Below are 25,653 nucleotides of genomic sequence, written 5' to 3'. Positions count from 1 at the left end.
TGGAGCCCGCGATTTAGAAGTGCGGGCCGAAGGTGTCAAGTTTCCAGGCGCGGCGGGGCCGGAAAACCTTCCGCCCGCCACGCAATTCGCAGGTGAGGCCGGGTTTCCGCCCCCTTACGCGCCCTGCTGGCGGGCGCGGGAGGCATGGGCCTGGAGCGCGCGGATGCGCTCGGCGAGCGTTCCGCCGCCCTCGGGCAGGGTGGCTGCGGCCGCGCCATTGGTCGCGGCGTCGTTGGCCGGGCGCGGCGCCGGCTTCATCGGCTGGCTAGCATCTGCCGCGAGCAGGGCCTCGATCGGCGAGTTCGGGCCTTCGAGCTGCATGGCGAGCTTGGCGACCTCGGCGGCGATGTCGTTGATGCGCTCGCGCAGCAGCGCATTCTCCATGCGCTCGGTCGCCCAGGAGCTTTCCGCCTGCTGCTGGATCGCGTTGATGTCGCGCTGGAGCTTGGCGCGCTCGTCGCGCGCGGTACGGAGCTGCTCCTCCAGCGCGGCCTTCTCCGCGCGCAGCGCTTCGAACGCAGCCGACGATTTGCCGCCGCTCAAGGCGGCGATCTCGACGCGCAGCTCCTTGACGGTGCGTTCGGCGCTTTCATTGGCCTGGCGCAGCTGGTTGTTCTCATAGTCGCGCTCGGCGAGCAGCTTGCCCTGCGTGGCGAGGCGTCCCTCGAGGTCGGCAACGCGGCCCGACAGCATCTCGGCCTCCTTGACCTGCACGATGAGCTGGCGATCGAGTTCCGTGACGCGCTGGCTCAGATTCTCGACGCGGCCGCGGGCGTCGCCGAGCTCGCGCGAGGCGGTCTCGGATTCGGTGCGCTCCTGCGCGAGGCGCGCCTGCGTCGCAGCAAACTCTTTCTCGGCATCGCCGACGCGGTTCTTCAGTTCCTCGATCTGCGTGCGCACGGCGACCAGCTCGACCTGGCGGCTCTCCGCCATCATCGAGCGGTCGGAGAGTTCGGAATTGATTTTTGCCAGTTCGCCCTGCTTGTCGGTCAGCGCATTCTCGGCAGCACGCAAGGCTTCGGTCTTGGCGCTGAACTCCTCTTCGGTGGCGCGGAGCTGCTCCTTCACCGCCTTCTCGCGCGCCTCCAGCGCGAAGATCGTGGCGTTCTTCTCACCAAGCTCGATCTTCATGCGGTTGATGGCGTCGCTCTTCTTGCCGAGTTCGGCGAGCTGGCTCGTGGTCTTGTTCTTGAGCTGCTCGACGCTCATCTCCAGCCGCCGCGCCGACATGGCGAATTCGGCGCGGAGCTGGTCCTTGTCGGCCTGGATCTCGGCCATCGACAGCGGGGTGGCGGCCTCGAGCCGGCGCGTGGTCAGGCGCACCGCGCGATTATGCACCAGCGGCACGAGGGCAAGCCCGCACAACATCGAAAGCAGGAAACCGATCGCCAGGTACATGATCGGTTCGACCATGGGCCAGAACTCCCAGAGCTAAGGAAAAATTTACCAACGACAATGGCATGGGGGGCCGGCAAAAAGCCAGCCCCGCTCTGTCGTTAACCTTGATCTGTACCCAGACGGGAGAGGGCCTAGAACGGGTTCCAGGTCGCGCGCGGCGTATATTTGAGATAGCCGATATTGGCGCCCAACCGCAGGCCGAGGCCGGAGCGGATCGGCACCAGCACGATGTTGTTGGCGGTGAGCGCCGTCATGCCGAAGCCGCCGATGATGTAGGCCGAGCCGTCGAGGCCGGCGAAGCGCTGGTAGATCGCGTTGGTGGCAGGCAGATTGTAGACCAGCGTCATGGTGCGCGCGCCGTCGCCGCCCCAGTCGAAGCCGAGCGAGGGGCCTTGCCAGTAGACGCGCAGGTCACCGGCGTTCTTGGTGTAGAGCGTGCCTTCGCCGTAGCGCAGGCCGGCGACGAAGGCGCCGGAACCCTCCTCACCCAGGATGTAGCCGTTCGGCAGACCCCATTGGCTGACCGCCTTCTCGATGATCGAGGCGAGCCCGCGCGAGACGTTGCCGAAGAAGCGGTGACCGGCGGTCACGAGCTCGTCCGGCCCATAGGTGGAGGGCGACGGGGTCCGCTGCGGCGGCGGCAGGTTCGGCGGCGGCGCCTGCTGGGCGGAGGCCGGCACGATCCAGCCTACCATCGCGACGAGCGCGAGCGCAGCAAGGCGTGATGCGAAAGTCATAAAAGAACCCCTGGTATCGAAACCGGTCGCTTCCTTAACCTGACGCCAACAGGCACGGCTCTAGGTTGCGCCGGATGTCCCCTCGACTCGGATGTTATCCGCAGCAACTATGACGGCACAACGGCAGGAAGATAGCCCTTTGCGCCCCGGAATTGCCTTGATCGGCCGTCTGGTTTGCCTGCTGGCGGGCATTTGGATCATCGGCCTGGGGTTGCCGGCACAGGCCGCCACCACCGAGCGGATCGTCGTCAACCGTTTCAGCGGCGTCGCCATCGAGGGTTTCGATCCCGTTGCCTATTTCGTCGATGGCGCGGCCGCGCGAGGCAAGGCGCAGTTCGAGGCCAACCTCTGGGGCGCGGTCTGGCGTTTCCGGAACGAGGGCAACCGGGCCTCCTTCCTGGCCCATCCCGAGATCTACGGACCGCAGTTCGGCGGCTATGATCCGGCCGATATTGCCCGCGGCGTCACCGTCGCCGGCAATCCCCGCTTCTTCGTGATCACGGCGCAGCGGCTCTATCTGTTCAGCCGGGAAGCCAATCGCGACGCCTTCGCCGCCGATCCCGAGCGCTTCCTCTACGAGGTCGGCAAGCGCTGGCCGCCGCTTCAGGACAAGCTCGGTCAGTAGCCGCCTGCCGCCTGCGGGTCGCCCCAGGCGATGAACTCCGGGATGATGAAACCGCTGCCGCTGCGCTGGCCGAACCGGAGCTCGCCGCCCTGGCCGTCGGTCACCTTGCCGCCGGCCGCGGTCACGACCGCGCAGCCGGCCCCGACATCCCATTCCGAGGTCGGCCCGAAGCGGGGATAGATGTCGGCGCTGCCTTCCGCGATCCGGCCGAATTTCACGGCCGAGCCGGCCGTCCGCCGCACCGCATTGGGCCTGCGATCGATGAACGCCTCGCTCCTGGGATCGCCATGGGAGCGGCTCACCGTCGCAATCCAGGGCTCGCCCTGCGCTGGCAGCTTGCGGGTGCGGATCGGTTCGGCTGCGCCGATGGTCGCGCCGTCAAAGCTGACACGCTCGGCGCCGCGGTCGACGATGCCGCGCCAGAGCAGGCCGAGCGCGGGCGCGGAGACGATGCCGAGCAGCGGCACGCCTTCGGTCACCAAAGCGAGGTTGACCGTGAACTCGTCGCGGCCGGCGACGAATTCCTTGGTGCCGTCGAGCGGATCGATCAGGAAGAAGCTGTCGCGAAACGGCGGCGAAGCGAGCTGGGTCCGCTCTTCCGACAGCGTCGGCACGTCGCCGGCGAGTTGCGCGAGGCCCTCCGCGAGGATCCGGTCGGCGGCAAGGTCCGCTTCGGTCACCGGCGAGCCGTCCTGCTTGCCATCGACCCGCATCGCCGCGCGGTTGACGCCGAGAATCGCTTCGCCCGCCTTCACCACCAGCGCGGTAAGAGGCTCGATCAATTGGAATGCGGCCTCGGCGTCGATGATCCTCACTTGCATGCCTCATTCATCGGCGAGTCTCGCCCCCTCGGTTGATTCGCGGCAGTCCTTTATGGCCGCTTCGAACCTATCGCAAGCTAGCTGCCATAGGCTTGCGAATGTTAGAACCCGCAGCATCCGTCAAGCATGCGTGATTCGCGGCGTCCAGCGCCGTGCAATTCCAGGAACCCTCCAGGACCCCATTATATGTCTGACGCCTCGTCGCCCGCGACCGCTACTGCTCCCGATATGCTCGAACTCGCAGCGCTGCTGTGCTCGCGGGTCTGCCACGATCTCATCAGCCCCGTCGGCGCCATCGTCAACGGGCTCGAAGTGCTCGACGACGATCCCAAGCCCGAGGATCGCGAGTTCGCGCTCGACCTGATTCGCAAGAGCGCCAAGACGGCCTCCGCCCGGCTCCAGTTCTGCCGCCTTGCCTTCGGCGCCGCCGGCTCCTCCGGCGCGCAGATCGATCTCGGTGATGCCCAGACCATGGCGCGCGGCCACATCGAGGACGGCAAGTGCTCGATCACCTGGAATCTGCCGCGACTGCTGCTGCCGAAGAATCGCGTCAAGCTGCTGCTCAACATGCTGGTCGTTGCCCAGCACACCATTCCGCGCGGCGGCATGCTGACGATCGATCCGATCGGCGAGGGCGAGACGATGAGCTTTCGCATCACCGCGACCGGGCACAATGCGCGCCTGCCGCAGAACATCTCCGAGCTCCTGAGCGGCGAGCGCGGGCCTGCCGCCGATGCGCATGCGATCCAGCCTTATTATACGCGACTGCTGGCGCAGGCCTGCGGACTCATTGTGACGCTCAAACCGGAAGGCGAAGCCATCATCGTTAGCGCTTCGTAAACGCGCGCATCGCTCTCGCACAGTTAATCGAATCTTTACGAGGCGCTTCGGCTTGTCCGGAGCGCCTTATCTCTTTGTTGGTTCCGTTCTTTTGCACTTACTCAACCAATATTAAACGCTTTGCGGTGAAGCTGGCCTCATTCCGAAATGGCGCATCACGCCTCGTGCGCGCCCTCCCTGTATGAAGGCCTGTTTTCATGGATGATCTGTTGCGGGAGTTTTTGACGGAGACCAGCGAGAGCCTGGACACCGTCGACAATCAGCTGGTGAAGTTCGAGCAGGAGCCGAACAACGCCAAGATCCTGGATAACATCTTCCGCCTCGTCCACACCATCAAGGGTACCTGCGGCTTCCTCGGCCTGCCCCGACTGGAAGCGCTGGCGCATGCCGGCGAGACCTTGATGGGCAAATTCCGTGACGGCATGCCGGTGACGGGGCAGGCGGTGACGGTGATTCTGTCCTCGATCGACCGCATCAAGGAGATTCTGGCCGGCCTCGAGGCGACCGAAGCCGAGCCTGAAGGCAACGACCGCGATCTCATCGACAAGCTGGAAGCGATGGTCGAGCAGGGCATGGCGGCAATGGCGGCTGGAAGTGCCGCTGCTCCCGTTGCAGAAGCCCCGCCGCTCGTGCCGGAAGCCCCGGCCGCTGCGCCGGCAAAAGATATGACCACGGGCACGCTGATCGAGCAGACCCTGGAGCGTCCCTTGCGTCCGGGCGAGGTCTCGCTCGACGAGCTCGAGCGCGCCTTCCGCGAGACCGCGATCGAAGCGCCGGCCCCGGCCCCCGTTGCCAAAGCCGAGCCCGCGCCTGAAGCTCCGGCCGCCAAGGAAGCTGCAAAACCCGCCAGGGAAAAGGCCGCGCCGAAGAAGTCGATGGCCGACGAGGCCTCCGGCGAGGGCGACCGCATCGCCAACCAGTCGATCCGCGTCAACGTGGATACGCTGGAGCATCTGATGACCATGGTCTCCGAGCTGGTCTTGACCCGCAACCAGCTTTTGGAGATCTCCCGCCGCAACGAGGACACCGAGTTCAAGGTGCCGCTGCAGCGCCTGTCCAACGTCACCGCCGAGCTGCAGGAGGGCGTCATGAAGACGCGCATGCAGCCGATCGGCAATGCCTGGCAGAAGCTGCCCCGCATCGTCCGGGATCTGTCGAGCGAACTCGGCAAGCAGATCGAGCTGGAGATGCACGGCGCCGACACCGAGCTCGACCGCCAGGTGCTCGACCTGATCAAGGACCCGCTCACCCACATGGTGCGCAACTCCGCCGATCATGGCCTGGAGACCCCCGCCGAGCGCCTCGCCTCCGGCAAGGGCGAGCAGGGCACCATTCGCCTGTCCGCCTATCACGAGGGCGGCCACATCATCATCTGCATCGCCGACAACGGCAGAGGCCTCAACACCGAGAAGATCAAGGCCAAGGCCATCTCTAGCGGTCTCGTCACCGAGGCCGAGCTGGAGAAGATGAGCGAAGCCCAGATCCACAAGTTCATCTTCGCGCCGGGCTTCTCGACCGCGGCCGCCATCACCTCGGTCTCCGGCCGCGGCGTCGGCATGGACGTGGTCCGCACCAATATCGACCAGATCGGCGGCACCATCGACATCAAGAGCGTGGCCGGCGAGGGCTCGTCCGTCACCATCAAGATCCCGCTGACCCTGGCCATCGTCTCGGCCCTGATCGTCGAAGCCGCCGGCGACCGCTTTGCCATCCCGCAGCTCTCGGTGGTCGAGCTGGTGCGCGCCCGCGCCAATTCCGAGCACCGCATCGAGCGCATCAAGGACACCGCGGTCCTCAGGTTGCGCAACAAGCTCTTGCCGCTGATCCATCTGAAGAAGCTCCTGAAGATCGACGACGGCGCCGCGTCCGATCCCGAGAACGGTTTTATCGTGGTGACGCAAGTCGGCAGCCAGACCTTTGGCATCGTCGTCGACGGCGTGTTCCACACCGAAGAAATCGTCGTGAAGCCGATGTCGACAAAGCTGCGTCACATCGACATGTTCTCCGGCAACACCATTTTGGGCGATGGCGCGGTCATCATGATCATCGACCCCAACGGCATTGCCAAGGCGCTCGGCGCCGCCGGCTCCTCGGCCCATGACATGGGCGACGAGAACGGGGCGCATCATATCGGCGCGGGCGAGCAGACCACTTCGCTTCTCGTCTTCCGCGCCGGCTCGTCGCAGCCCAAGGCGGTTCCGCTCGGGCTTGTCACGCGCCTCGAAGAGCTCCCCGCCGACAAGATCGAGTTCAGTAACGGCCGCTACATGGTGCAGTACCGCGAGCAGCTGATGCCGCTGGTCGCCATGGAGAGCGTCACCATTGCGAGCCAGGGCGCCCAGCCGATCCTGGTGTTCGCCGATGACGGCCGCTCCATGGGCCTCGTCGTCGACGAGATCATCGACATCGTCGAGGAGCGGCTCAACATCGAGGTCGGCGGCTCCAGCCAGGGCATTTTGGGCTCGGCCGTGATCAAGGGCCAGGCCACCGAGGTGATCGACGTCGGCCACTTCCTCCCCATGGCGTTCGCCGACTGGTTCACCCGCAAGGAGATGAAGCCGTCGATGCACTCGCAGTCGGTGCTGCTGGTCGACGACAGCGCGTTCTTCCGCAACATGCTGGCGCCGGTGCTGAAAGCGGCCGGCTACCGCGTCCGCACCGCGCCGACCGCGCAGGAGGGCCTCGCCGCGCTGCGCGCGCAGAGCTTCGACGTGGTGCTGACCGACATCGAGATGCCCGACATGAACGGGTTCGAGTTCGCGGAAGTGATCCGCTCCGACAACAATCTGGGCGCGATGCCGATCATCGGCCTGTCCGCCCTGGTGTCGCCGGCGGCGATCGAGCGCGGCCGTCAGGCCGGCTTCCACGACTACGTCGCCAAGTTCGATCGTCCCGGTCTGATCGCGGCGCTGAAGGAGCAGACCGCGGGCGCCGCCGGCGCCTCCGAGCTGAGCCGCGCGGCAGCCTAAGCAGGACCTGAGGAGAGACGAGATGAGCAAGAAGACGCAAGTGGGCGAGGGCGCCATGGTCGAGTACGTCACCGCGATGATCGGCGGCCAGCTGTTCGGCCTGCCGATCTCGCGCGTCCAGGACGTGTTCATGCCCGAGCGCGTCACCCGCGTGCCCTTGTCCTCGCGCGAGATCGCGGGCGTCCTCAATCTGCGCGGCCGCATCGTCACCGTGGTCGACATGCGCGCCCGGCTCGGCCTGCCCAAGGCCGAGGACGGCAAGGTGCCGATGGCGGTCGGCGTCGACCTGCGCGGCGAATCCTACGGCCTCTTGATCGACCAGATCGGCGAGGTGCTGCGCCTGCCCGAGGACGGCAAGGAAGACAACCCCGTCAACCTCGACCCCCGCATGGCCAAGCTCGCCGGCGGCGTCCACCGTCTCGACGGTCAGCTCATGGTCGTCCTCGACGTCGATCGCGTCCTCGAGCTCGCGCCCGAGATGATGGCGGCCTGATACGGCGGCATTGCCGCCGACGGCCTTGCAATTGGAAGTGCCCCGCAAAGGGGAGGAAGCAGAGGTTCACATGCGAACTTGTCTCGTCGTTGATGATTCCAGCGTCATACGCAAGGTTGCGCGCCGGATCCTGGAGGGTCTCGACTTCCAGATCCTCGAAGCTGAGGACGGTGAGAAGGCGTTGGAGGCCTGCAAGCGCGGCCTGCCCGACGCGGTGCTGCTCGACTGGAACATGCCCGTGATGGATGGTTACGAGTTCCTTGGCCATCTCCGGCGCATGCCCGGTGGCGACCAGCCCAAGGTCGTGTTCTGCACCACAGAAAACGACGTCGCGCACATCGCGCGTGCGCTGCACGCCGGCGCCAACGAGTACATCATGAAGCCCTTCGACAAGGACATCGTGACGGCGAAATTCCAGGAAGTCGGCCTAATCTGAGCGATCGCCCGGAGGCTGAACGGATCCTTCGGCGCTTGTTTTCAACTGAACCGTTTCAGTCTGAGTTGGTGAGTAATGAGTGTTGCGTTCGCAGGTAATTCGACCACGGGCTCGTCGCGCGAAGCCGGGCCGCTGCGGGTGATGATCGTCGACGACTCCGTCGTCATTCGCGGTCTGATCTCGCGCTGGGTCGGTGCCGAGCACGACATGGAGGTTGCGGCCTCGCTGCGCACCGGGCTCGAGGCGGTCAACCAGATCGAACGCATCAATCCCGATGTCGCCGTGCTCGACATCGAAATGCCCGAGCTCGACGGCCTGTCGGCACTGCCGAAGCTGCTGGCGAAGAAGCGCGATCTCGTCATCATCATGGCCTCGACATTGACCCGCCGCAACGCGGAGATCAGCTTCAAGGCGTTGTCGCTCGGCGCGGCCGACTACATTCCGAAGCCGGAATCGACGCGCGAGGTGTCGGCTGCGGACATCTTCCACCACGATCTGATCCAGAAGATTCGCCATCTCGGCGCGCGCCTGCGCAGGAAGCCCGCGGTTGCGAGCCCGCCGCTGGCGCCTGCCGGCCCCGCACCGGCCACCGCACGTGCACCGGTTGTCGCGCGGCCCGCCGCGCCCGCACCGGCCGTGCATGCGTCGTCGGGAGCGCTGGCCCTGCGCCCGTTCTCGACCCAGACACCGAAGGTGCTGCTGATCGGCTCCTCGACCGGAGGTCCCCAGGCGCTGATGGCGCTCGTTACCGAGCTCGGCCCGGTGATCGACCGCGTCCCCGTGCTGATCACCCAGCACATGCCGCCGACCTTCACGACCATTCTCGCCGAGCATCTGGCGCGTTCGAGCCGCAAGCCGGCGGCCGAGGCGGTCGACGGCGAGCCGGTGAAGCCGGGACGAATCTATCTTGCGCCCGGCGGCAAGCATATGCGCGTCGTGCGCAGCGGCGCGGACGTCGCGATCTCGCTCGACGACGGCCCCGCCGTCAATTTCTGCAAGCCCGCGGTCGATCCGCTCTTCACGTCCGCCATCGACATCTGGCATGGCGGCATCCTCTCCGTGATCCTGACGGGCATGGGCTCGGACGGCATGCGCGGCGGAAAGGATATCGTCGCAGCCGGCGGCAGCGTCATCGCGCAGGACGAAGCCTCCAGCGTGGTCTGGGGCATGCCCGGCGCGGCCGCCAATGCCGGCATTTGCGCGGCGATCCTGCCGCTCAACCAGATCGGCGCCAAGGTCAGTCGCCTGTTCGCGGGGGACCGCTCGTGACGCCGGTTGACTACGAGTATCTGCGCAAATTCCTGAAAGAACGCTCCGGCCTCGATCTCTCCGCCGACAAGCAATATCTGGTCGAGAGCCGGCTGCTGCCGCTCGCGCGCAAGGCAAGTCTGTCAGGCATTCCCGATCTCGTGCTGAAAATCAGGAACGGCGACGGCCGGCTTGCGACCGACGTGGTCGAGGCGATGACCACCAACGAGACCTTCTTCTACCGCGACAAGATTCCGTTCGATCATCTGCGCGAGTCGATCCTGCCGAGCCTGATCCAGGCGCGCGCGGCGCGCAAGTCGCTGCGCATCTGGTCGGCGGCGTCGTCGACCGGTCAGGAGCCCTATTCGATCGCGATGTGCGTGAAGGAGATGGGTCCGGCGTTCGCCGGCTGGCGCATCGAGATCGTCGCCACCGATCTGTCGCAGGAGGTGCTGGAGAAATCCAAGGCTGGCATCTACAGCCAGTTCGAGGTGCAGCGTGGCCTGCCGATCCAGCACCTGATGAAGTACTTCACGCAAATTGGTGAAGTCTGGCAGCTCAATGCCGACGTTCGCGCGATGGTGCAGTTCCGCCAACTCAATCTGCTGCAGGACTTCTCCCATCTCGGCACGTTCGACGTGATCTTCTGCCGCAACGTGCTGATCTATTTCGACCAGAACACCAAGGCGGTGATCTTCGAGCGGATTGCGAAGGGGATGGAAGCCGACGGCACGCTGCTGCTTGGCGCCGCCGAATCCGTCGTCGGCATCACCGATGCGTTCCGCCCGATCACTGAGCGCCGCGGTCTCTACCAGCTCAACCCCGTGCGCTCCGGCCGTCCGATGGGCGGATTGATGCCTCCGTCAATGAAGATCGCCGCGGCGAGGTGATTTTCTTCCTTCTCCCCTTGTGGGAGAAGGTGGCGCGAAGCGCCGGATGAGGGGTTGCTTCAGCAAACTCCAATGCGAGATGTGTGTGAGGATAGAGACCCCTCACCCGTCTCGCCGCTATCGCGGCGAGCCACCCTCTTCCACAAGGGGAGAGGGAAAGAACGCGCCTCACAAAATCGCATGCGGCAGAAATCGCGAGCGGTTGCCCGTGATCGGGCTCTCGTCCTCGCGGATCGACAGGCCGCAGGGTTCGTGGCTCACCAGCCAGCTTCCAATCACCGGATAGAAGCCCGAGAAATTCGGCAGCGGTGACAGTGCCTGCCGCACGAAACCTTCGGCGCCGTAGGGACCCGTTTGCTCGTCGACCGGCGTGCCGCCCGACACCAGCGTGACGTTGGCGCCCTCGCGCGACAGCAGCGGCTTGCGCACATAGGAGGTTCCGAGTTCAGCGGCGCGCGGATCGTCTTCGAAGAAGGCCGGCAGCAGATTGGGATGGTTCGGAAACATCTCCCACAGCAGCGGCAGGATGCCCTTGTTGGAGAGCACCGCCTTCCACGGCGGCTCGATCCAGAGCGTCGGCGCGTCCTTGAGCTTTGCGCCGAAGGCGTCGTGAAACATCCACTCCCAGGGATAGAGCTTGAAGGCGAGTGCGATATCGCGATCGTCGAGATCGACGAACCCGCCACCCTCATCGCGCCAGCCGACCTCCTCGATGTCGAGCAGCGTGGTTGAGAGCCCCGCCTGGCGCGCGGTGTCTTCGAGATAAGCGAGCGTGCCGGCGTCTTCCTCATTGCCGGTGATGCCGGCGAGGTGGATGTGGCGGCCGCTAGCAATCTCCTTCCACGCCGCGATCAGCCGCTCGTGGATGGAGTTGAATTGATCGGAACGCGACGGGATGATGCGCCGTTCGATCGCTTGTTCGAGCCAGGTCCATTGGAATACCGCAGCCTCGAAGATCGATGTCGGCGTATCCGCGTTGTATTCGAGCAGCTTTGCCGGACCTTTGCCGTCGAACTTCAGATCGAGCCGGCCGTAGAGGCTGCGGTCGCCGCGCGCCCAGCTCTCTGCGATCAGGCTCCAGAACGCTTCCGGTATCTTCAAGCGCCGCAAGTAGCGCTCGTCGCCGATGACGCGGCCGGCAAGCTCCAGGCACATCGCGTCGATCTCGCCGGTCGGCGTCTCGATGCCGTGTTCGATCTCGTCGAGGGTAAAGCCGTAATAGGCGCGCTCGTCCCAATAGCGTTCGCCGTCGATGGTGTGGAAGACGAAACCGCATTGCGCTGCGGTTTCTCGCCAGTCGTCGCGCTCGAGACAGGTGATGCGCTGCATGTTATTTCCTGCGCATGATCTCCGCGCAAACGCGTTCCGCGCTTGTCGCGAGGGAAACCCGGTGCCCGCTTTTCCGGATCATGCGCTAGCCGCCGCCCGAGAAGCCGTGGCCGAACGAGCCGAAGCCGCCGCGGCTCACGCTGCTGTGGCCGGAATCGGACGACGTTCCCGACGAGGAATGGCTCGAGGAATCGCTGCTGAAGAAGCTCGATCGCGACGACCAGCGCGAGCTGCTGCCGCCTGACGAACTGCTGCTGCTACTGCTGCACGTCGTGGTCGTCTGCCCCGGCGCGGCGCCAGGAGAGGTCTCGCAGGTCTGACGCGGCATCAGCGTGTAGGCGGTGGTGCCGACCGCGATCGTGCCCATCACCAGCAGAGCGACATGGCCGGAGCGCTTCACCGGCGGCCGCATGGCCGGTGGCTCGGCCACCGGTCCGCGCTTGCCGAACTCTTTTCTGGAAGGTTTGTCGGGCATTTTAATAGATCATGCTGGCGGCGTTCAGCAGGCCCGCGGCGAGCGAGGACAGACCGAGCCAGATTGCCGGTGCAAGCTCGCCGGCGGCGATCCGCGCAGACAGGTTCGGCACCGGCACTCTCACCAGAAAGAACACGATGACCTGAACGATCAGCGCGATCGTCGCCCAGATCAGGCAGTCCAGCACGTTGGCCGAATGTGCGATGGCGCTGACCAGCGGCGACACGAAGCCGAGCAGGCTGAGGCCGAGCGCAATCGCGGCGGCCGGCTCGTTGTCGCGGATGAGCTGGAACTCGTTATGCGCCGTGATGCGAGTGTAGACGAACAGATAGGCCACGATCGCGATCAGCCCGGTGCAGAAATAGACCAGGAAGGCGGGCAGGCCGGCGAGTGATTGCAGGATCATCATTCCCCCATCGTGCAGCGACCATTCGTCGGCGGGAGGAGGATAGCGGTTCAACGGCTGGAGGGTGATGAAACCTCCTGCGTGTCCCCAAAAACAAAACCCCGCCATTTGCGGCGGGGTCCAGGCTGGGAGGAGCGAGCCCCGGGGGCTCGCGACGTAAACTTAAGGTCAGGCGGGAATGCGCTCTTCGTGCTCGTGCGGCTCGCGTAGCACGTAGCCGCGGCCCCACACGGTCTCGATGAAGTTGCGTCCCTCGGAAGCGTTGGCGAGCTTCTTGCGGAGCTTGCAGATGAAGACGTCGATGATCTTCAGCTCCGGCTCGTCCATGCCGCCATAGAGATGGTTGAGGAACATTTCCTTGGTGAGGGTCGTGCCCTTCCGCAAGCTGAGCAGCTCCAGCATCTGATATTCCTTGCCGGTCAGATGCACGCGCTGGCCGCCGACTTCCACCGTCTTGGTGTCGAGGTTGACGACGAGGTCGCCGGTCTGGATGACCGACTGGGCATGGCCCTTGGAGCGGCGCACGATCGCGTGGATGCGGGCCACCAACTCGTCCTTGTGGAAGGGCTTGGTCATGTAGTCGTCGGCGCCGACGCCGAGACCCTTGACCTTGTCCTCGATGCCGGCGAGGCCGGAGAGGATCAGAATCGGTGTCTTGATCTTGGAGACCCGGAGCTGCTTGAGCACGTCGTAGCCGGACATGTCGGGCAGGTTGAGGTCGAGGAGAATAATGTCGTAATCGTATAGTTTACCGAGATCGACGCCTTCTTCCCCCAAATCGGTCGTGTAGACGTTGAAGCTTTCCGACTTCAACATCAGCTCGATCGACTGCGCGACGGCGCTGTCATCTTCAATCAGCAAAACGCGCATGCCAGTTCCCCATAGTCGCCGCTCCTGGGCGTCAGGTCGGCCGCATTCGCGGCACTCAACAAAACGCCTTTGAACAACTGATTCGGATCCTGACAACAGATGGTTAACAAACTCTGATTCTGGAACGCAAGTCCTCCCGGTGCAATTTTTGTCGAATCGCCCTAAGGTCTTGCGAGTGAAGCAGCTTTCGTCACCCGATTCCGTTCAAGTTCCACTTTAAGAGACGGGCCTAACCGACTCCCGCGACTCAGCCTTCTTCTGAAGGGGAGTCACGCTCAGTCTCAAAGACAGTGACGCAATGATTAATGATGCGGGTAAACACGAAGTTAAGCGCCGTTCAGAAATATGGCGAAACTTAAGGTTTTCACCGTGAAGCCCCGGATCGCGAAGGCGCGCCCCTTATGAAGGCTCATCTATGAAGGCGTTGGCCGAACAGATCGGCGACATCGACGGCGTCAACATCTATGGCCGCGTGGTCGGCGTGCGCGGCCTGATGGTCGAGGTCGCCGGTCCTATTCACGCCATGTCGGTCGGCGCGCGACTGGTGATCGAGACCGGCGCCAATCGCTCCATCCCCTGCGAGGTGATCGGCTTCTCCGGCAACAATGCTGTCGTGATGCCGTTCGCCGGCCTCGACGGCGTGCGCCGCGGCTGCAAGGCGGTCATCGCCAATGCTGCCAATCAAGTGCGGCCGTCAGCGGCCTGGTTCGGCCGCGTGGTCAATGCGCTGGGCGAGCCGATCGATGGCAAGGGGCCGTTGCCGCAAGGTTCCTCGCCGATGCCGTTCCGCAATACGCCGCCACCGGCGCATTCGCGCAAGCGCGTCGGCGCGCCGCTCGATCTTGGTGTGCGCGCGATGAACACCTTTCTCACCTGCTGCCGCGGCCAGCGCATGGGTATCTTCGCAGGCTCCGGCGTCGGCAAGTCGGTGCTGCTGTCGATGCTGGCGCGCAACGTCGATGCCGCGGTCAGCGTCATCGGGCTGATTGGCGAACGCGGCCGCGAGGTGCAGGAGTTCTTGCAGGACGATCTCGGCGAGGAGGGTCTTGCGCGTTCCGTCGTGGTGGTCGCGACCTCGGACGAGCCGGCGCTGATGCGCCGCCAAGCCGCGTATCTCACGCTCGCGGTCGCGGAGTATTTTCGCGACGAGGACAAGGACGTGCTCTGCCTGATGGACTCGGTGACGCGCTTCGCCATGGCCCAGCGCGAGATCGGTCTGTCCGCCGGCGAGCCGCCGACCGCCAAGGGCTACACGCCGACCGTGTTCACCGAGCTGCCGAAGCTCTTGGAGCGCGCAGGGCCGGGCCTGGGGGAGGGCGCCATCACCGCGATCTTCACGGTGCTGGTCGACGGCGACGACCATAACGAGCCGATTGCGGATGCCGTCCGCGGTATCCTCGACGGCCATATCGTGATGCAGCGCTCGATCGCCGAGCGCGGCCGCTACCCCGCCATCAACATCCTCAAATCCGTCTCCCGCACCATGCCGAAATCGGCCGATCCGCAATTCTGGCCGACCATCCAGCGGGCACGGCAGGTGATGGCGACCTATGCCGACATGGAGGAGTTGATCCGGCTCGGTGCCTACCGGGCCGGCTCCAGCCCCGAGGTCGACGAGGCGATCCGCCTGCACGAGCCGCTGGAGACCTTCCTGCGCCAGCGCAAAGACGAAAATGCATCACTCGCGGACGGCTACCGCCAGTTGGCGCAAATCCTCGGTAATTTGGAAACGGAACGCTAACTTTGTCAGGTCATCATCCCATCACACAGAGTAGCAGCGCCGGTCTTGGCCCAGTCGGGCCTGTGGGGAGACCGGTGACGTCCCACGTGCAGCGAGGGGACTTCTGGGGAGTACGAGTCGATGAAGTCACGTGATACCCTCATCCGCCTGAAGAAGTTTCAGGTCGACGAGAAGCGCCGCCGGGTCACCCAGATCGAGACCATGATCGCCGACTTCCAGCGGATGTCGGTCGATCTCGAGCGCGAGATCCAGACCGAGCAGGAGCGTGCCGGGATCAACGATCCCTCGCACTTCGCCTATCCGACCTATGCCAAGGCCGCGATCCAGCGCCGCGAGAACCTGACCCGCTCGGCCGACGAGCTCAAGGGCCAGCTCGACGAAGCCAAGGCCGCGTTGGCCGAGGCCTTCGAGGAGCTCAAGAAGGTCGAGCTGCTCGACGAGCGCGACCAGGCCCGCGAACGCGCCGAGGAAAACGCCCGCGAGCAGGCCGACCTCGACAGCATCGGCCTGATGCGCGCCCGCATCGGCGCCGTCGCCTGACGGCGCCGACAGCCAGACCACCGAGAAATCCGCGAAACCCGGACCGCAAGGTCCGGGTTTTCGTATGTGCTGTCCACAGTGTGGCGCCGCGCCCCTTGGTGGTCGGCTTTGTCGCGCGCTATGGTGGTGCGGTGCCAGGGCTTGCGCGGGACGCGACGGGCCGCGTGTCGGGGGACTGAATGCTGACGCCAGCAGAGCTGGTCGGGCTGATTGAGGCGGTGGCGAAGGGCGATCAGGCCGCGTTCGAGCGCCTCTACGTCGCCACGCGCGCGAAACTCTATGGCGTCGTGCTCCGTATCTTGCGCCGTCAGGATCTTTCAGAGGAGGTCATCCAGGAGACCTACGTCAAGATCTGGAACGGCGCCGGCCAGTTCAATCCGGCTCTGTCCTCGCCGATCACGTGGATGGCGTCGATCGCGCGCAACCGTGCGATCGACGTGGTGCGCAAGAAATCGGAAGCCTCCATCGAGGAAGAGCCTCAGGCGATGGAGGTGGCCGCCGACAGTCCCGATCCGCTGGCGCGCCGGGAAATGACCGAGGAGTTGAAGCGGCTCCTGGAATGTATCGGCCGGCTCGAGCCGGACCGTCAAAAGCTCGTGCTTCTCGCCTATTACAACGGCTGGAGCCGCGAGCAACTGGCGGAGAAGTTCGCCGCGCCCGTCAACACGGTGAAGACATGGCTCCGGCGCAGCATGCTGGATATCCGGGAGTGCCTCGGACTGTGATGGCTTGGACGATGAAAGTGGTTCTGGACTGCAATTGATGGCCTACACGGAGGACCATATCGCGCTCGCCGCGGAATATGCGCTCGGTACGCTCGACGCCGACGAGCGCGCGCAGGTCGAGACCATGATGGCGGTGGATGAGGCGTTCGCCGATATCGTGCAGGCCTGGGCCTTCCGGCTCGGCGTCCTCAACCAGATGGTCGGCTCGGTCGAGCCGCGTCCGATCGTGTGGGAGAATATCAGGTCCGAGATCGCGCGCACGGCCCTTGCGCAGGAGCCGCCTGCGCTTGCCGAGGCTTCGCCGTCGCCACCTCCGCCCATCCCGGAATTGTCCTCGCCGGAATTGTCCTCGCCAGAGACTGCGTCGTCGGATTCCTCGACGGAGGGCGTGCCGTCCCCGGAGCCGCAGCCTCCCGAAGTCGAGCAGGCGGAGACGTCGCCTCCCAAGCCTGATGCTCTTCCGGACGTCGCGCCGCAGTTCATGCCGCAAGTCCATGCCCCGGATCTCAACGTCGTCCGGGCGCCGCCGGCGCCGGTCGTCGACGATGGCAATGTCATCTGTCTCGAGGGGCGCGTGAAGCGCTGGCGCAATATTGCATCCGCCGTCGGCGCACTTGCCGCCGCGCTGCTCGTGACGCTGTCGCTTCAGATCTTCCTGCCTGATGCACTGCCGGGCCCCTTGCGTCCTGCGCCGCGCATCCAGACGGTGGAGGTGAAGACACCAGCCGCGCCGCTCACCGCCTCGGCGCAATATGTTGCCCTGCTACAGGACCAGGGTGGTGGTCCCGCCTTCATCCTCACCATCGACGGTGCGACGCGGAATTTCACGGTCCGCAAGGTCGGTGCGACCCCGGAGCCCGGCAAGAGTTTCGAGCTCTGGCTGATCTCCGACAAGCTGCCGCGACCACGCTCGCTCGGTGTGATCGGTGCAAGCGATTTCACCGCGCGTCCGCTGCTCGCTTCCTACGATTCCGACGTCGTCAACGGCGCGACCTACGCGGTCACCGTCGAGCAGGCCGGCGGCTCGCCCAATGGCCAGCCGACCTCGGCACCGGTGTTTTCCGGCAAGCTGATCGAGACCGTGCCGCCGGCGCAGCCACAGCAACAGCCGCCGGCGAAGAAGTAGCTCTCTCCATCGTCGTCCTGGCGAAGGCCAGGACCCATTACCCCGACTGAACGTTGTGGCGCTGCATTGGAACCACATCATCGTACGCCGATTGGCGGCGGTGGCTATGGGCACTGGCTTTCGGCATTGCCAGTCCCAAACGGTTGCCGACCGCTCGGCAAAAGTGTCGTCACCGTCCATCCCGCCGTCGCATTCCGACAAGTCGCGCCGAATCCGTCCCCGATTTGAACCTCCCCGCAATCCGCCGCGTCAAATCCCCGGAATTTGAAGTCGGCGAGGCCGATGCCGGAACCGGAAAAGGGGCGAGAAATTCAGATGGATGTAGTGAAGGCTCCCGGCATCTTCATTCACCAATATGCGGGGTTGCCGCACGGCCCGGCGTTCGAGCACTGGCGCGAGCGGGCCTTCGGGTCCTGCGGCCTCGACGTCGGGCCGAGCCAGGGCGACAGCATCGACTGCCGGCTCCAGGTCAGCATCGTCGACAACATCGCACTGGCGATTCCCGAAGGCGCCTCCGCACAATATTCTCGCACGCAGAGCCACCTTGCCGACGGCAGCGACGACCTCGTGCTGATTGCAGCACATGCGGGCCGCGTCCGTGTCGGGCAGAACGGCCATACTGTGGAGCTCGCGCCTGCGCAGATGGTGCTTGTCGACATGAGCATCACCGGCACCGTCGGCCACACCGACGAGGACCGCTTCACCACCATTCGCATGCCGCGCCGCGCGCTGCTCGACATCAATCCGCGCGCCGAGGAGAAGCTGTCGCAGGTGCTCTCCGATGGTGCGGTCGCCGAGACCATCTTCCGCTACCACGCACTTGCCGCCAATCAGGCGCCGCATCTCGATGCCGTCGGCCAGCGCCTGACCGCGCAGCACATGGTCGATCTCGTCGGCCTCCTGCTTGGGACCGACGTGGAGCATGCCAGCCTTGCGCGCGGACGCGGGCATGCGGCGGCGCGTCTCGATCTCATGCGCGCCGACGTGATGGCCGCACTCGGCCGCAACGACCTCTGCCTGTCCGAGGTCGCAACGCGCTCGGGCCTCAGCCCGCGGCAGGCGCAGCGCCTGTTCGAGCAGGCCGGCACGACCTTCACCGAATTCGTGCTGGAGCAGCGCTTGCTCCAGGCGCGCAAGCTGCTCGGCGATCCCCGGGCCAGGACGCGCAAGATCAGCGACATCGCACACTCCTCGGGCTTCGCTGATCTGTCTTATTTTAATCGCGCCTTCCGCAAGCGCTTCGGCGCGACGCCGTCGGAGCTGCGCGAGGCGTAAGTCGCGATTTTGTGCAGCGGCAGCATTGCTGCCGCAGTTGGTCGCTGCGGGCGGTTGAGCTATATCTGCCTGCGCGGGCAGACCGCGGGATTCGTTGGAAGGTACAGTAGGCGGACATGGCGCGTATTGTCGTGCTCGGCGCCGGGTTTGCGGGCCTGTGGGCGGCCATCGGCGCTGCGCGCAAGCGTGACGAGATCGGCGCGAACAGCGACATCGAGATCCATCTCGTCGACCGCAATCCCTATCACAATATCCGCGTGCGCAATTACGAGGCCGACCTCGGCGAGGTCGCGCTGCCGCTGCCGCAACTCCTCGATCCGATCGGTGTCAGTCATGGCATCGGTGAGGTCGAAGCCATCGATCCGGCACGCCGCGAAATCTCGCTGGTCACGAGCGGCGGCGAGGAGACGCTGGACTATGACCGCCTTGTGCTGGCGCTCGGCAGCGAGGTGATGCGTCCCGACATTCCCGGCCTTGCCGAGCACGCCTTCGACGTCGACACCTATGCCGCAGCGCTCCGCCTCGAGGATCATCTCGTCTCGCTCGGACGCAGCGCGCCGTCGCCGGGGCGTTCGACCGTGGTCGTGGTCGGCGCCGGCTTCACCGGCATCGAGGTCGCGGCCGAGATGCCGGCGAGGCTGGCGCGTGCAGGCATCAATGGCAGCCGCCGCATCATTCTCGTCGATCCCAATCCAGCGGTCGGCACCACCATCGGCGCGCAGTCGCGTCCCGTCATCGAGACGGCGTTGGCCTCGCTCGACGTCGAGCTGCGGCTCGGCGCGCGCGTCGTGTCGGTCGAGGCCGCCGGCATGCACCTCAGCTCGGGCGAATTCATTCCGGCGCAGACGGTGATCTGGTGTGCGGGCATGCGTGCAAGCCCCTTGGCGGCGAGCTTTCCAGACGCGCGCGATCGCCTCGGGCGCCTCCTGGTCGACCCTTTCATGCGGGTTGCGGGTGTCGGCGGCGTATTCGCGGCCGGCGACGTTGCCTCGAGCGTGATCGACGGGCTGCATCCGACCGTGATGTCCTGTCAATTTGCGCGCCCCATGGGCCGCTTCGCCGGCCACAACGTGGTAGCCGATCTTGCCGGCCTGCCGATGCTGCCGCTGCGGATCGACTGGTACGTGACCGTGCTCGATCTCGGCGGCTGGGGCGCGCTCTATACCGAAGGCTGGGATCGCGAGGTACGCGCGACAGGCGCGGCCGCAAAGGCGACCAAAGAGACCATCAATCGCAAGCGCATCTATCCGCCGCTGACGGGTAGCAAGGACGAGCTGTTCGCTGCGGCCGCGCCGACTGTGCAGGCACCGCCGCCGACCTATGGGGCGCGGTAGTATCGGGTGACGCTTCTGGCAGGGAGCTGGTTGGAGGATCGCGGCTGTGCGCCTTGCTCCGTCATTGCGAGCGCAGCGAAGCAATCCCGAATCTTTCCCCGGAGCGAGTCTGGATTGCTTCGCTCCGCTCGCAATGACGGGAACCCCAGACAGGCGAAAGCGCCCGTGGGGGGCGGGCGCTTTCAGTAGTCGACTTGGGGTTGGGGTCGTCTACATATCCACGTGGCGACTTTGGGGGGCTGGTAAAGAGCCGCGTGAATTCACAAAACTTGTCAGATCTCCTTAGCGAACGAGGGATGCGTTCGAGCTGGTGATAACGACCGGCTTGCCGGCCTTGATGACGCGAGCCGTCTGGGTCAGACCTTCATCCGAACCCGTGCGGGCCGTGATGCCGAGGCCTGCCACCGCGATCCCTGCGACGAGGGCCACGACCACGATTTTCAAGTGGGTCGAGCGATCTGCGCTGTAGATCGAGTGGTTCACGGAAGCCTCCTGCCGCCATCTACCCGAAGTAGTCGCCAGCCTTTTCAGACAGGTTCATGCTTCCGGTGTCCAACAACCTAGTATCGAGTGGATTCGTTCCCAAGAGGCTATCACAAGAGCGTGAAAGGACGTGAAAGGTCGCGATCGAAAGCGACCCTAGATCGTTCGATTATATAATTATTTCAAAGATGTAATGTGCCTGGACAGCACTTTTTCGGGTTGTGGTCGACAAGGCGCCAGGAACTCAAAAACCATTTGCCTGTGGCCGAAAAACACACGGCTTCTCAAGGCAAATCAGATGCTTCCGACTGTTTTCAACCTCGCCCTGGGGTGGATTTCGGCTTGCGACAGCACGGTCGTCTGGGCCCGGAACCGCTCCACCAGGGAGCGGACGAAGGGACGAATTGCCGCGGAGGTAACCAGCACCGGGGCCTCACCTTCGCGCGCGGCGCGCTCGAAGGCCTCGCGCACGGCGGTCATGAACTCCGACAGTTTCGAGGGCTGCATCGCGAGGCTGCGCTCCTCGCCCTGGCCGATGATCGACTCGGCAAAGGCCTGCTCCCAGCGCGCCGACAGCGCGATCAGCGGCAGGTAGCCGTTGTAGGAGGTGTTCTGCGCGCAGATCTGGCGCGCCAGCCGGGCGCGGACATGCTCGACCATGGTCGCGGGATTGCGCGAGAAGGCGAGCGAGTCGGCGATGCCTTCGAGGATGGTCGAGAGGTCGCGGATCGAGATGCGCTCGGCCAGCAGCAATTGCAGCACGCGCTGGATGCCAGAGACCGTGACCTGCCCCGGCACGATGTCCTTGACCAGCTCGCTCTGCTCCTTTGGCAGCTCCTTGAGCAGCTTCTGCACCTCGCCATAGGAGAGCAGGTCCGACATATTGGCCTTGAGCAGCTCGGTGAGATGGGTCGAGAGCACGGTCGCGGCGTCGACGACGGTGTAGCCTTTGAGCGAGGCCTCTTCCTTGAGGCTGGCGTCGACCCAGGTCGCGGGCAGGCCGAAGGTTGGCTCGGTGGTGTGGATGCCGGGCACCTGCACCTGGCTGCCGCCGGGGTCCATGACCATAAACTGGTTCGGCCAGATCTTGCCGCTGCCGGCGTCGACCTCCTTGATCTTGATGATGTAAGTGTTGGCCTCGAGCTGGACGTTGTCGAGGATGCGCACCGCCGGCATCACGAAACCCATCTCGATCGCGAGCGAGCGGCGCAGCGCCTTGATCTGCTCGGTGAGGCGGTCGGTACCGTCGGGGCCGTTGACCAGGGGCAGCAGCGCATAGCCGAGCTCGATCTTGAGGTCGTCGATCTTGAGCGCGGCGGAGATCGGTTCTTCGGCCGCGGCAGCGCCCGGCGCACCCGGCGTGCCCGGAGCGGGCGCGGCCTTGGCGGCTTCTTCGGCCTTGGCCGTTACCCGGTTGCGGTTGCGGGCGTTCCAGGCCAGCGCGCCGGCGCCGGCGCCGAGCGCCAGGAAGGGGAGGGTCGGAATGCCCGGCAGGGCGGCCAGCACCAGCATGACCGCTGATGACATCGCCAACGCCTGCGGATAGCCGGAGAACTGCTTCATCAGCGCCTTGTCGGCGGCACCGGAGACGCCGGCCTTGGAGACGAGCAGGCCGGCCGCGGTCGAGACGATCAGCGCTGGCACCTGGGTGACGAGGCCGTCACCGACGGTCAGCAGCGTGTAGCTGCGTCCGGCGTCGGCGAAGGAGAGGCCCTGCTGCGCCACGCCGATGATCATGCCGCCGACGATGTTGATGAAGACGATCAAGAGGCCGGCGATGGCGTCGCCGCGCACGAATTTGGAGGCACCGTCCATGGCGCCGAAGAATCCGCTTTCGTCCTCCAGCTCTTTGCGCCGCTCCTTGGCGACCTTCTCGTCGATCAGGCCGGCGGAGAGGTCGGCATCGATCGCCATCTGCTTGCCGGGCATGGCGTCGAGGTGGAAGCGGGCGGCGACTTCGGCGATACGGCCCGAACCCTTGGTGATGACGACGAAATTGACGATGATCAGGATGGCGAAGACGATGATGCCGATGACGAAATTGCCGCCCATCACGAAGCTGCCGAAGGCTTCGATGACGTGACCCGCGGCGGCCGTGCCCTCGTGCCCGTGCGACAGGATCAGGCGGGTCGAGGCCATGTTGAGCGACAGGCGCAGCATGGTCGAGATCAGCAGGACGGTCGGGAAGGCCGAGAATTCCAGCGGCGCCTGGATGAACAGCGAGGTCATCAGGATCAGGATCGAGAGCGTGATCGAGATCGCCAGGAACAGATCCAGCACGATCGCGGGCAGGGGGAGGATCAGCACCACCAGGATGGTGAGGACGCCGAGCGCCAGCGCGATGTCGCCGCGCTTGAGGATGGTGACGATCTCGTTGAGGGAGGGGATCGAGGGCCTTGCTGCGCCTACGCCCTGTCCTGCGGTGACGTCGACCATGGTAGCTGCCTCCCCGCGCGACTGCCTTCCGCGCGCCCCAAACGTCTGCGCAGCGGCCGAGGGGCCGCCGTTCCGAAAGTGAGGCACCGCACTGGCGTCCACGGGAGCTCCCGTTCTACGCGGCTGACGACACTCGACTTCACTCGGCAATTCTTGCCGGGTGTATGGTTAGCAAAGGGTTAACGGAGGGTGCGGCACGAAGATCAGACCGGGGTGTTTCGGGGCCCGAAAGGCGTCATTCCGGGCTCGCGCCAAGGGGCGCGCCCGGAATGACGGCTTGGCTGGCATGCAACCCCTACTTCGCCTTCTCCATCTTGGTCACCGTGTAGCCCGAAGCCGCTTCCTCGGCCTCGAAGGTCACCTTGTCGCCGACCTTCACCTGCTTGAGCATCGTGGCGTCCTTGACGCGGTAGACCATGGTCATGGGCTCCTCCATGCCGAGGCTCTTCGCCGGCCCGTGCTTGAGCGTGATCTTGCCGGTGCCCTCGTCGATCTTCTTGACCTCGCCGCTGATTGAGGCAGCCCCGGCCGCCAGGGCTCCAGTGGCAATGGCTCCAGTGGTAGCGCTCAACGTCAGCGCCAGCGCAGCAGTGATACCGATGATGCGGTTCATGGGAGTTCCTTCGCTTACTTCACGGTGACGTGGCCGACCATGCCGTAGTCGCGGTGGTCGGGGATTAGGCAGGAAAATTCGAACGTGCCGGCCTTGCTGAACTTCCAGAGGATCTCGGCGGACTTGTTCGGAGCGAGCCTGACACCGTTGGGATCGTCATGCTCCATGTGCGGATGCTTCTTCATCTCCGCCGCATGCGCGAGATTCTCCTTAGGCGTGGCGAGCAGGAATTCGTGGTCCTCCTTGCCGACATTGCGCAGCACGAAGCGGATCTGCTCGCCGCGTTTGACCTCGATCCTGGCCGGTGCGTAGTCCATCTCGTTCATCAGAATCTCGATGGTGCGAGCGGGCTTCTTGGGATTGCCGGGCTCGCCGGCGGAAAAGGTCGCGTGCCCGTGCTTGTCGTGGGCCAACGCCGGCACGGTCGATAGCGCGGTCAGCGCGAGGCCGAGCCCGATGGTCTTCTTCATTGCAGTCTCCTGTTGGTTCATCGAAACGCTCACATCTTCATGTTCTTCATCGGCGCGGCGCCCGGTTGTCGCCGCGCCGGCTCCGTGGCCGGTGCGGTCACTTCGTAGGCGACGGTCCCCTTCGGGAAGCGATACGGCCCGGGATCGCGATAATCGTCGCGCGCGAGGTCCTCGCGGATCTTCATCACCGTGAACATGCCGCCCATCTCGATCGGCCCGAACTGGCCGGTGCCGGTCATCATCGGCAGCGTGTTGTCGGGCGCGGGCATCTCCATGTTGCCCATCGCCATGCCGGTCGAGCCCATGGCCATGCTGTCAGGCGCGAGCTTGCCGACGGCCTTGGCGAGATCCTTGCGCGACACGCCGATGAGGTTGCGCACCTCGTGCCCCATCGCATTCATGGTGTGATGCGACTTGTGGCAGTGGAACGCCCAGTCGCCGGGATTGTCGGCGAGCACGTCGAAAACGCGCACCGCGCCGACCGGAACGTCCGTGGTCGTCTCCGGATATTGCGCGCTCTCCGGAATCCAGCCGCCGTCGGTGCAGGTCACCGCGAAGCTGTGGCCGTGCAGATGGATCGGATGGTTGGTCATGCTGAGATTGCCGATGCGCACGCGGACCTTGTCGCCGAGTCTGACCGGGAGCGGATCGATGCCGGGAAACACCCGCGCATTCCAGGTCCACATGTTGAAGTCGGTCATCTCGTTGACCAGCGGCAGATATGTGCCGGGGTCGACCCGATAGGTGCTCATCACGAAGACGAAGTCGCGATCGACGGGCCGGAAGCTCGGATCGCGCGGATGCACGACGACCATACCCATCATGCCCATCGCCATCTGCACCATCTCGTCGGAATGCGGGTGGTACATGAAGGTCCCGCTCTTCTTCATCTCGAACTCGTAGACGAAGGTTTTTCCCGGCTGGATGTGCGGCTGGGTCAGCCCGCCGACGCCGTCCATGCCGCTGGGAATGATCATGCCGTGCCAGTGCACGGTGGTGTATTCGGGCAGTCTGTTGGTGACGAAGATGCGGACCTTGTCGCCTTCGACGGCCTCGATGGTCGGGCCCGGCGACTGGCCGTTGTAGCCCCACAGATTCACCTTCATGCCCTCAGCGAATTCGCGCACCACGGGCTCGGCGACGAGATGGAACTCCTTCCAGTCGCCGTTCATGCGGAACGGCAGTGACCAGCCGTTCAGCGTAACGACGGGGCGATAGTCGGGACCGCTGATCGGATGCAGCGGCGGCTGCATCACCACCTTGTCCATGTGCGGGGCCTCCGGAATCGAAGCGGCCTGCACGCGGCCGCTGATCGCCGACGCGCTGGCAAGCGCGGCGGTGCCCAAAAATCCTCGGCGGGAAAACATGTCGGC

25 protein-coding genes are annotated in these 25,653 nt (G+C 65.0%); 13 read left to right on the top strand and 12 right to left on the bottom strand.

Features of this window, described 5'->3' with window-relative positions; all coding sequences use genetic code 11:
* Nucleotides 1–114: 114 nt before the first annotated feature.
* Nucleotides 115–1,413 (bottom strand): hypothetical protein, encoded by a 1,299-nt coding sequence (locus tag NLM27_RS24730; protein WP_254145817.1) that lies wholly within the window; start codon nt 1,411–1,413, stop codon nt 115–117.
* A gap of 116 nt (nt 1,414–1,529) precedes the next feature.
* On the bottom strand, nt 1,530–2,135 hold the full coding sequence (locus tag NLM27_RS24725; RefSeq protein ID WP_254145816.1) for a DUF1134 domain-containing protein: 606 nt from the start codon (nt 2,133–2,135) through the stop codon (nt 1,530–1,532).
* A gap of 139 nt (nt 2,136–2,274) precedes the next feature.
* On the opposite strand from NLM27_RS24725, the gene NLM27_RS24720 reads away from it, so the two are divergent.
* On the top strand, nt 2,275–2,760 hold the full coding sequence (locus NLM27_RS24720; RefSeq protein WP_254145815.1) for a YHS domain-containing (seleno)protein: 486 nt from the start codon (nt 2,275–2,277) through the stop codon (nt 2,758–2,760).
* Here the strand turns inward: NLM27_RS24720 and NLM27_RS24715 are convergent.
* Complete coding sequence (locus tag NLM27_RS24715; RefSeq protein WP_254145814.1) at nt 2,754–3,581, bottom strand: 3'(2'),5'-bisphosphate nucleotidase CysQ; 828 nt, start codon at nt 3,579–3,581, stop codon at nt 2,754–2,756. The two genes, NLM27_RS24720 and NLM27_RS24715, sit on opposite strands and share 7 nt — an antisense overlap.
* A gap of 186 nt (nt 3,582–3,767) precedes the next feature.
* On the opposite strand from NLM27_RS24715, the gene chpT reads away from it, so the two are divergent.
* The 6 genes from chpT (at nt 3,768) to NLM27_RS24685 (ending at nt 10,457) form a co-directional block, all read left to right on the top strand.
* Nucleotides 3,768–4,421, top strand: a complete 654-nt coding sequence (chpT, locus tag NLM27_RS24710) for a histidine phosphotransferase ChpT (RefSeq protein WP_254145813.1) — start codon at nt 3,768–3,770, stop codon at nt 4,419–4,421.
* Between the two features lie 197 nt (nt 4,422–4,618).
* Complete coding sequence (locus tag NLM27_RS24705; RefSeq protein WP_254145812.1) at nt 4,619–7,390, top strand: hybrid sensor histidine kinase/response regulator; 2,772 nt, start codon at nt 4,619–4,621, stop codon at nt 7,388–7,390.
* A 22-nt stretch (nt 7,391–7,412) separates the two neighbouring features.
* Nucleotides 7,413–7,883, top strand: a complete 471-nt coding sequence (locus NLM27_RS24700; RefSeq protein WP_254145811.1) for a chemotaxis protein CheW — start codon at nt 7,413–7,415, stop codon at nt 7,881–7,883.
* Between the two features lie 70 nt (nt 7,884–7,953).
* Nucleotides 7,954–8,319, top strand: a complete 366-nt coding sequence (locus tag NLM27_RS24695; RefSeq protein WP_007600538.1) for a PleD family two-component system response regulator — start codon at nt 7,954–7,956, stop codon at nt 8,317–8,319.
* A 75-nt stretch (nt 8,320–8,394) separates the two neighbouring features.
* Nucleotides 8,395–9,588, top strand: coding sequence for a chemotaxis response regulator protein-glutamate methylesterase (locus NLM27_RS24690; RefSeq protein WP_254145810.1), 1,194 nt, complete (start codon nt 8,395–8,397; stop codon nt 9,586–9,588).
* A complete protein-coding gene (locus tag NLM27_RS24685; RefSeq protein ID WP_254145809.1) occupies nt 9,585–10,457 on the top strand; it encodes a protein-glutamate O-methyltransferase CheR in 873 nt (290 codons plus the stop codon). The genes NLM27_RS24690 and NLM27_RS24685 overlap by 4 nt, the downstream gene beginning before the upstream one ends.
* A gap of 168 nt (nt 10,458–10,625) precedes the next feature.
* Here NLM27_RS24685 and NLM27_RS24680 read toward each other — a convergent pair whose 3' ends face one another.
* The 4 genes from NLM27_RS24680 to ctrA form a co-directional block, all read right to left on the bottom strand.
* Nucleotides 10,626–11,786, bottom strand: a complete 1,161-nt coding sequence (locus NLM27_RS24680; RefSeq protein WP_254145808.1) for a glutathionylspermidine synthase family protein — start codon at nt 11,784–11,786, stop codon at nt 10,626–10,628.
* 85 nt (nt 11,787–11,871) lie between these two features.
* Entirely contained in the window at nt 11,872–12,261 is a 390-nt protein-coding gene (locus NLM27_RS24675) for a hypothetical protein (protein ID WP_254145807.1), read from the bottom strand.
* A 1-nt stretch (nt 12,262) separates the two neighbouring features.
* On the bottom strand, nt 12,263–12,667 hold the full coding sequence (locus NLM27_RS24670) for a DUF350 domain-containing protein (protein WP_166819577.1): 405 nt from the start codon (nt 12,665–12,667) through the stop codon (nt 12,263–12,265).
* A 168-nt stretch (nt 12,668–12,835) separates the two neighbouring features.
* Nucleotides 12,836–13,537: a response regulator transcription factor CtrA gene (gene ctrA / locus NLM27_RS24665; RefSeq protein ID WP_008138878.1), complete on the bottom strand. Its 702-nt coding sequence runs from the start codon at nt 13,535–13,537 to the stop codon at nt 12,836–12,838.
* 415 nt (nt 13,538–13,952) lie between these two features.
* On the opposite strand from ctrA, the gene fliI reads away from it, so the two are divergent.
* The 6 genes from fliI (at nt 13,953) to NLM27_RS24635 (ending at nt 20,278) form a co-directional block, all read left to right on the top strand.
* Nucleotides 13,953–15,278 (top strand): flagellar protein export ATPase FliI, encoded by a 1,326-nt coding sequence (fliI, locus tag NLM27_RS24660; protein ID WP_254145806.1) that lies wholly within the window; start codon nt 13,953–13,955, stop codon nt 15,276–15,278.
* Nucleotides 15,279–15,398: 120 nt separating this feature from the next.
* Nucleotides 15,399–15,818: a flagellar export protein FliJ gene (gene fliJ, locus NLM27_RS24655; protein WP_011084990.1), complete on the top strand. Its 420-nt coding sequence runs from the start codon at nt 15,399–15,401 to the stop codon at nt 15,816–15,818.
* A gap of 179 nt (nt 15,819–15,997) precedes the next feature.
* A complete protein-coding gene (locus NLM27_RS24650; RefSeq protein ID WP_254145805.1) occupies nt 15,998–16,543 on the top strand; it encodes a sigma-70 family RNA polymerase sigma factor in 546 nt (181 codons plus the stop codon).
* A 37-nt stretch (nt 16,544–16,580) separates the two neighbouring features.
* Nucleotides 16,581–17,669 carry an anti-sigma factor domain-containing protein gene (locus tag NLM27_RS24645; RefSeq protein WP_254145804.1) on the top strand — a complete coding sequence of 363 codons (1,089 nt, stop codon included), beginning with the start codon at nt 16,581–16,583 and terminating at the stop codon, nt 17,667–17,669.
* Nucleotides 17,670–17,984: 315 nt separating this feature from the next.
* Nucleotides 17,985–18,944 carry an AraC family transcriptional regulator gene (locus tag NLM27_RS24640; protein ID WP_254145803.1) on the top strand — a complete coding sequence of 320 codons (960 nt, stop codon included), beginning with the start codon at nt 17,985–17,987 and terminating at the stop codon, nt 18,942–18,944.
* Nucleotides 18,945–19,060: 116 nt separating this feature from the next.
* The gene (locus tag NLM27_RS24635) at nt 19,061–20,278 is read left to right on the top strand and encodes an NAD(P)/FAD-dependent oxidoreductase (RefSeq protein WP_254145802.1); all 1,218 of its coding nucleotides are present in this window, start codon (nt 19,061–19,063) and stop codon (nt 20,276–20,278) included.
* Nucleotides 20,279–20,560: 282 nt separating this feature from the next.
* On the opposite strand, the gene NLM27_RS24630 is transcribed toward NLM27_RS24635, so the two are convergent.
* The 5 genes from NLM27_RS24630 to NLM27_RS24610 all read right to left on the bottom strand — a co-directional run bounded on the left by NLM27_RS24630 (nt 20,561) and on the right by NLM27_RS24610 (nt 25,647).
* Nucleotides 20,561–20,761: a hypothetical protein gene (locus NLM27_RS24630; protein ID WP_254145801.1), complete on the bottom strand. Its 201-nt coding sequence runs from the start codon at nt 20,759–20,761 to the stop codon at nt 20,561–20,563.
* 294 nt (nt 20,762–21,055) lie between these two features.
* Nucleotides 21,056–23,197 carry a flagellar biosynthesis protein FlhA gene (gene flhA / locus NLM27_RS24625; protein WP_254145800.1) on the bottom strand — a complete coding sequence of 714 codons (2,142 nt, stop codon included), beginning with the start codon at nt 23,195–23,197 and terminating at the stop codon, nt 21,056–21,058.
* Nucleotides 23,198–23,492: 295 nt separating this feature from the next.
* Nucleotides 23,493–23,810, bottom strand: a complete 318-nt coding sequence (locus NLM27_RS24620) for a copper-binding protein (protein WP_254145799.1) — start codon at nt 23,808–23,810, stop codon at nt 23,493–23,495.
* 14 nt (nt 23,811–23,824) lie between these two features.
* Nucleotides 23,825–24,280, bottom strand: a complete 456-nt coding sequence (locus NLM27_RS24615; RefSeq protein WP_254145798.1) for a cupredoxin domain-containing protein — start codon at nt 24,278–24,280, stop codon at nt 23,825–23,827.
* A gap of 29 nt (nt 24,281–24,309) precedes the next feature.
* Nucleotides 24,310–25,647 carry a copper oxidase gene (locus NLM27_RS24610; RefSeq protein WP_254145797.1) on the bottom strand — a complete coding sequence of 446 codons (1,338 nt, stop codon included), beginning with the start codon at nt 25,645–25,647 and terminating at the stop codon, nt 24,310–24,312.
* Between the last annotated feature and the right edge of the window lie 6 nt (nt 25,648–25,653).

It is taken from the genome of Bradyrhizobium sp. CCGB12 (assembly GCF_024199845.1).
In the GTDB taxonomy this organism is placed as follows: Bacteria; Pseudomonadota; Alphaproteobacteria; order Rhizobiales; family Xanthobacteraceae; genus Bradyrhizobium.
The sequence above is the reverse complement of the archived record's forward strand: the minus strand, read 5'-3'. Positions and strand labels throughout refer to the sequence as shown.

Bases quoted from the DNA above. Each gene is read 5' to 3' on its own strand.
- NLM27_RS24730 (WP_254145817.1), bottom strand. From the start codon at position 1,413: ATGGTCGAACCGATCATGTACCTGGCGATCGGTTTCCTGCTTTCGATG.
- NLM27_RS24725 (WP_254145816.1), bottom strand. From the start codon at position 2,135: ATGACTTTCGCATCACGCCTTGCTGCGCTCGCGCTCGTCGCGATGGTA.
- NLM27_RS24715 (WP_254145814.1), bottom strand. From the start codon at position 3,581: ATGCAAGTGAGGATCATCGACGCCGAGGCCGCATTCCAATTGATCGAG.
- chpT (WP_254145813.1), top strand. From the start codon at position 3,768: ATGTCTGACGCCTCGTCGCCCGCGACCGCTACTGCTCCCGATATGCTC.
- NLM27_RS24705 (WP_254145812.1), top strand. From the start codon at position 4,619: ATGGATGATCTGTTGCGGGAGTTTTTGACGGAGACCAGCGAGAGCCTG.
- NLM27_RS24700 (WP_254145811.1), top strand. From the start codon at position 7,413: ATGAGCAAGAAGACGCAAGTGGGCGAGGGCGCCATGGTCGAGTACGTC.
- NLM27_RS24695 (WP_007600538.1), top strand. From the start codon at position 7,954: ATGCGAACTTGTCTCGTCGTTGATGATTCCAGCGTCATACGCAAGGTT.
- NLM27_RS24690 (WP_254145810.1), top strand. From the start codon at position 8,395: ATGAGTGTTGCGTTCGCAGGTAATTCGACCACGGGCTCGTCGCGCGAA.
- NLM27_RS24680 (WP_254145808.1), bottom strand. From the start codon at position 11,786: ATGCAGCGCATCACCTGTCTCGAGCGCGACGACTGGCGAGAAACCGCA.
- NLM27_RS24675 (WP_254145807.1), bottom strand. From the start codon at position 12,261: ATGCCCGACAAACCTTCCAGAAAAGAGTTCGGCAAGCGCGGACCGGTG.
- NLM27_RS24670 (WP_166819577.1), bottom strand. From the start codon at position 12,667: ATGATCCTGCAATCACTCGCCGGCCTGCCCGCCTTCCTGGTCTATTTC.
- ctrA (WP_008138878.1), bottom strand. From the start codon at position 13,537: ATGCGCGTTTTGCTGATTGAAGATGACAGCGCCGTCGCGCAGTCGATC.
- fliI (WP_254145806.1), top strand. From the start codon at position 13,953: ATGAAGGCGTTGGCCGAACAGATCGGCGACATCGACGGCGTCAACATC.
- fliJ (WP_011084990.1), top strand. From the start codon at position 15,399: ATGAAGTCACGTGATACCCTCATCCGCCTGAAGAAGTTTCAGGTCGAC.
- NLM27_RS24650 (WP_254145805.1), top strand. From the start codon at position 15,998: ATGCTGACGCCAGCAGAGCTGGTCGGGCTGATTGAGGCGGTGGCGAAG.
- NLM27_RS24645 (WP_254145804.1), top strand. From the start codon at position 16,581: ATGGCCTACACGGAGGACCATATCGCGCTCGCCGCGGAATATGCGCTC.
- NLM27_RS24640 (WP_254145803.1), top strand. From the start codon at position 17,985: ATGGATGTAGTGAAGGCTCCCGGCATCTTCATTCACCAATATGCGGGG.
- NLM27_RS24635 (WP_254145802.1), top strand. From the start codon at position 19,061: ATGGCGCGTATTGTCGTGCTCGGCGCCGGGTTTGCGGGCCTGTGGGCG.
- flhA (WP_254145800.1), bottom strand. From the start codon at position 23,197: ATGGTCGACGTCACCGCAGGACAGGGCGTAGGCGCAGCAAGGCCCTCG.
- NLM27_RS24620 (WP_254145799.1), bottom strand. From the start codon at position 23,810: ATGAACCGCATCATCGGTATCACTGCTGCGCTGGCGCTGACGTTGAGC.
- NLM27_RS24615 (WP_254145798.1), bottom strand. From the start codon at position 24,280: ATGAAGAAGACCATCGGGCTCGGCCTCGCGCTGACCGCGCTATCGACC.
- NLM27_RS24610 (WP_254145797.1), bottom strand. From the start codon at position 25,647: ATGTTTTCCCGCCGAGGATTTTTGGGCACCGCCGCGCTTGCCAGCGCG.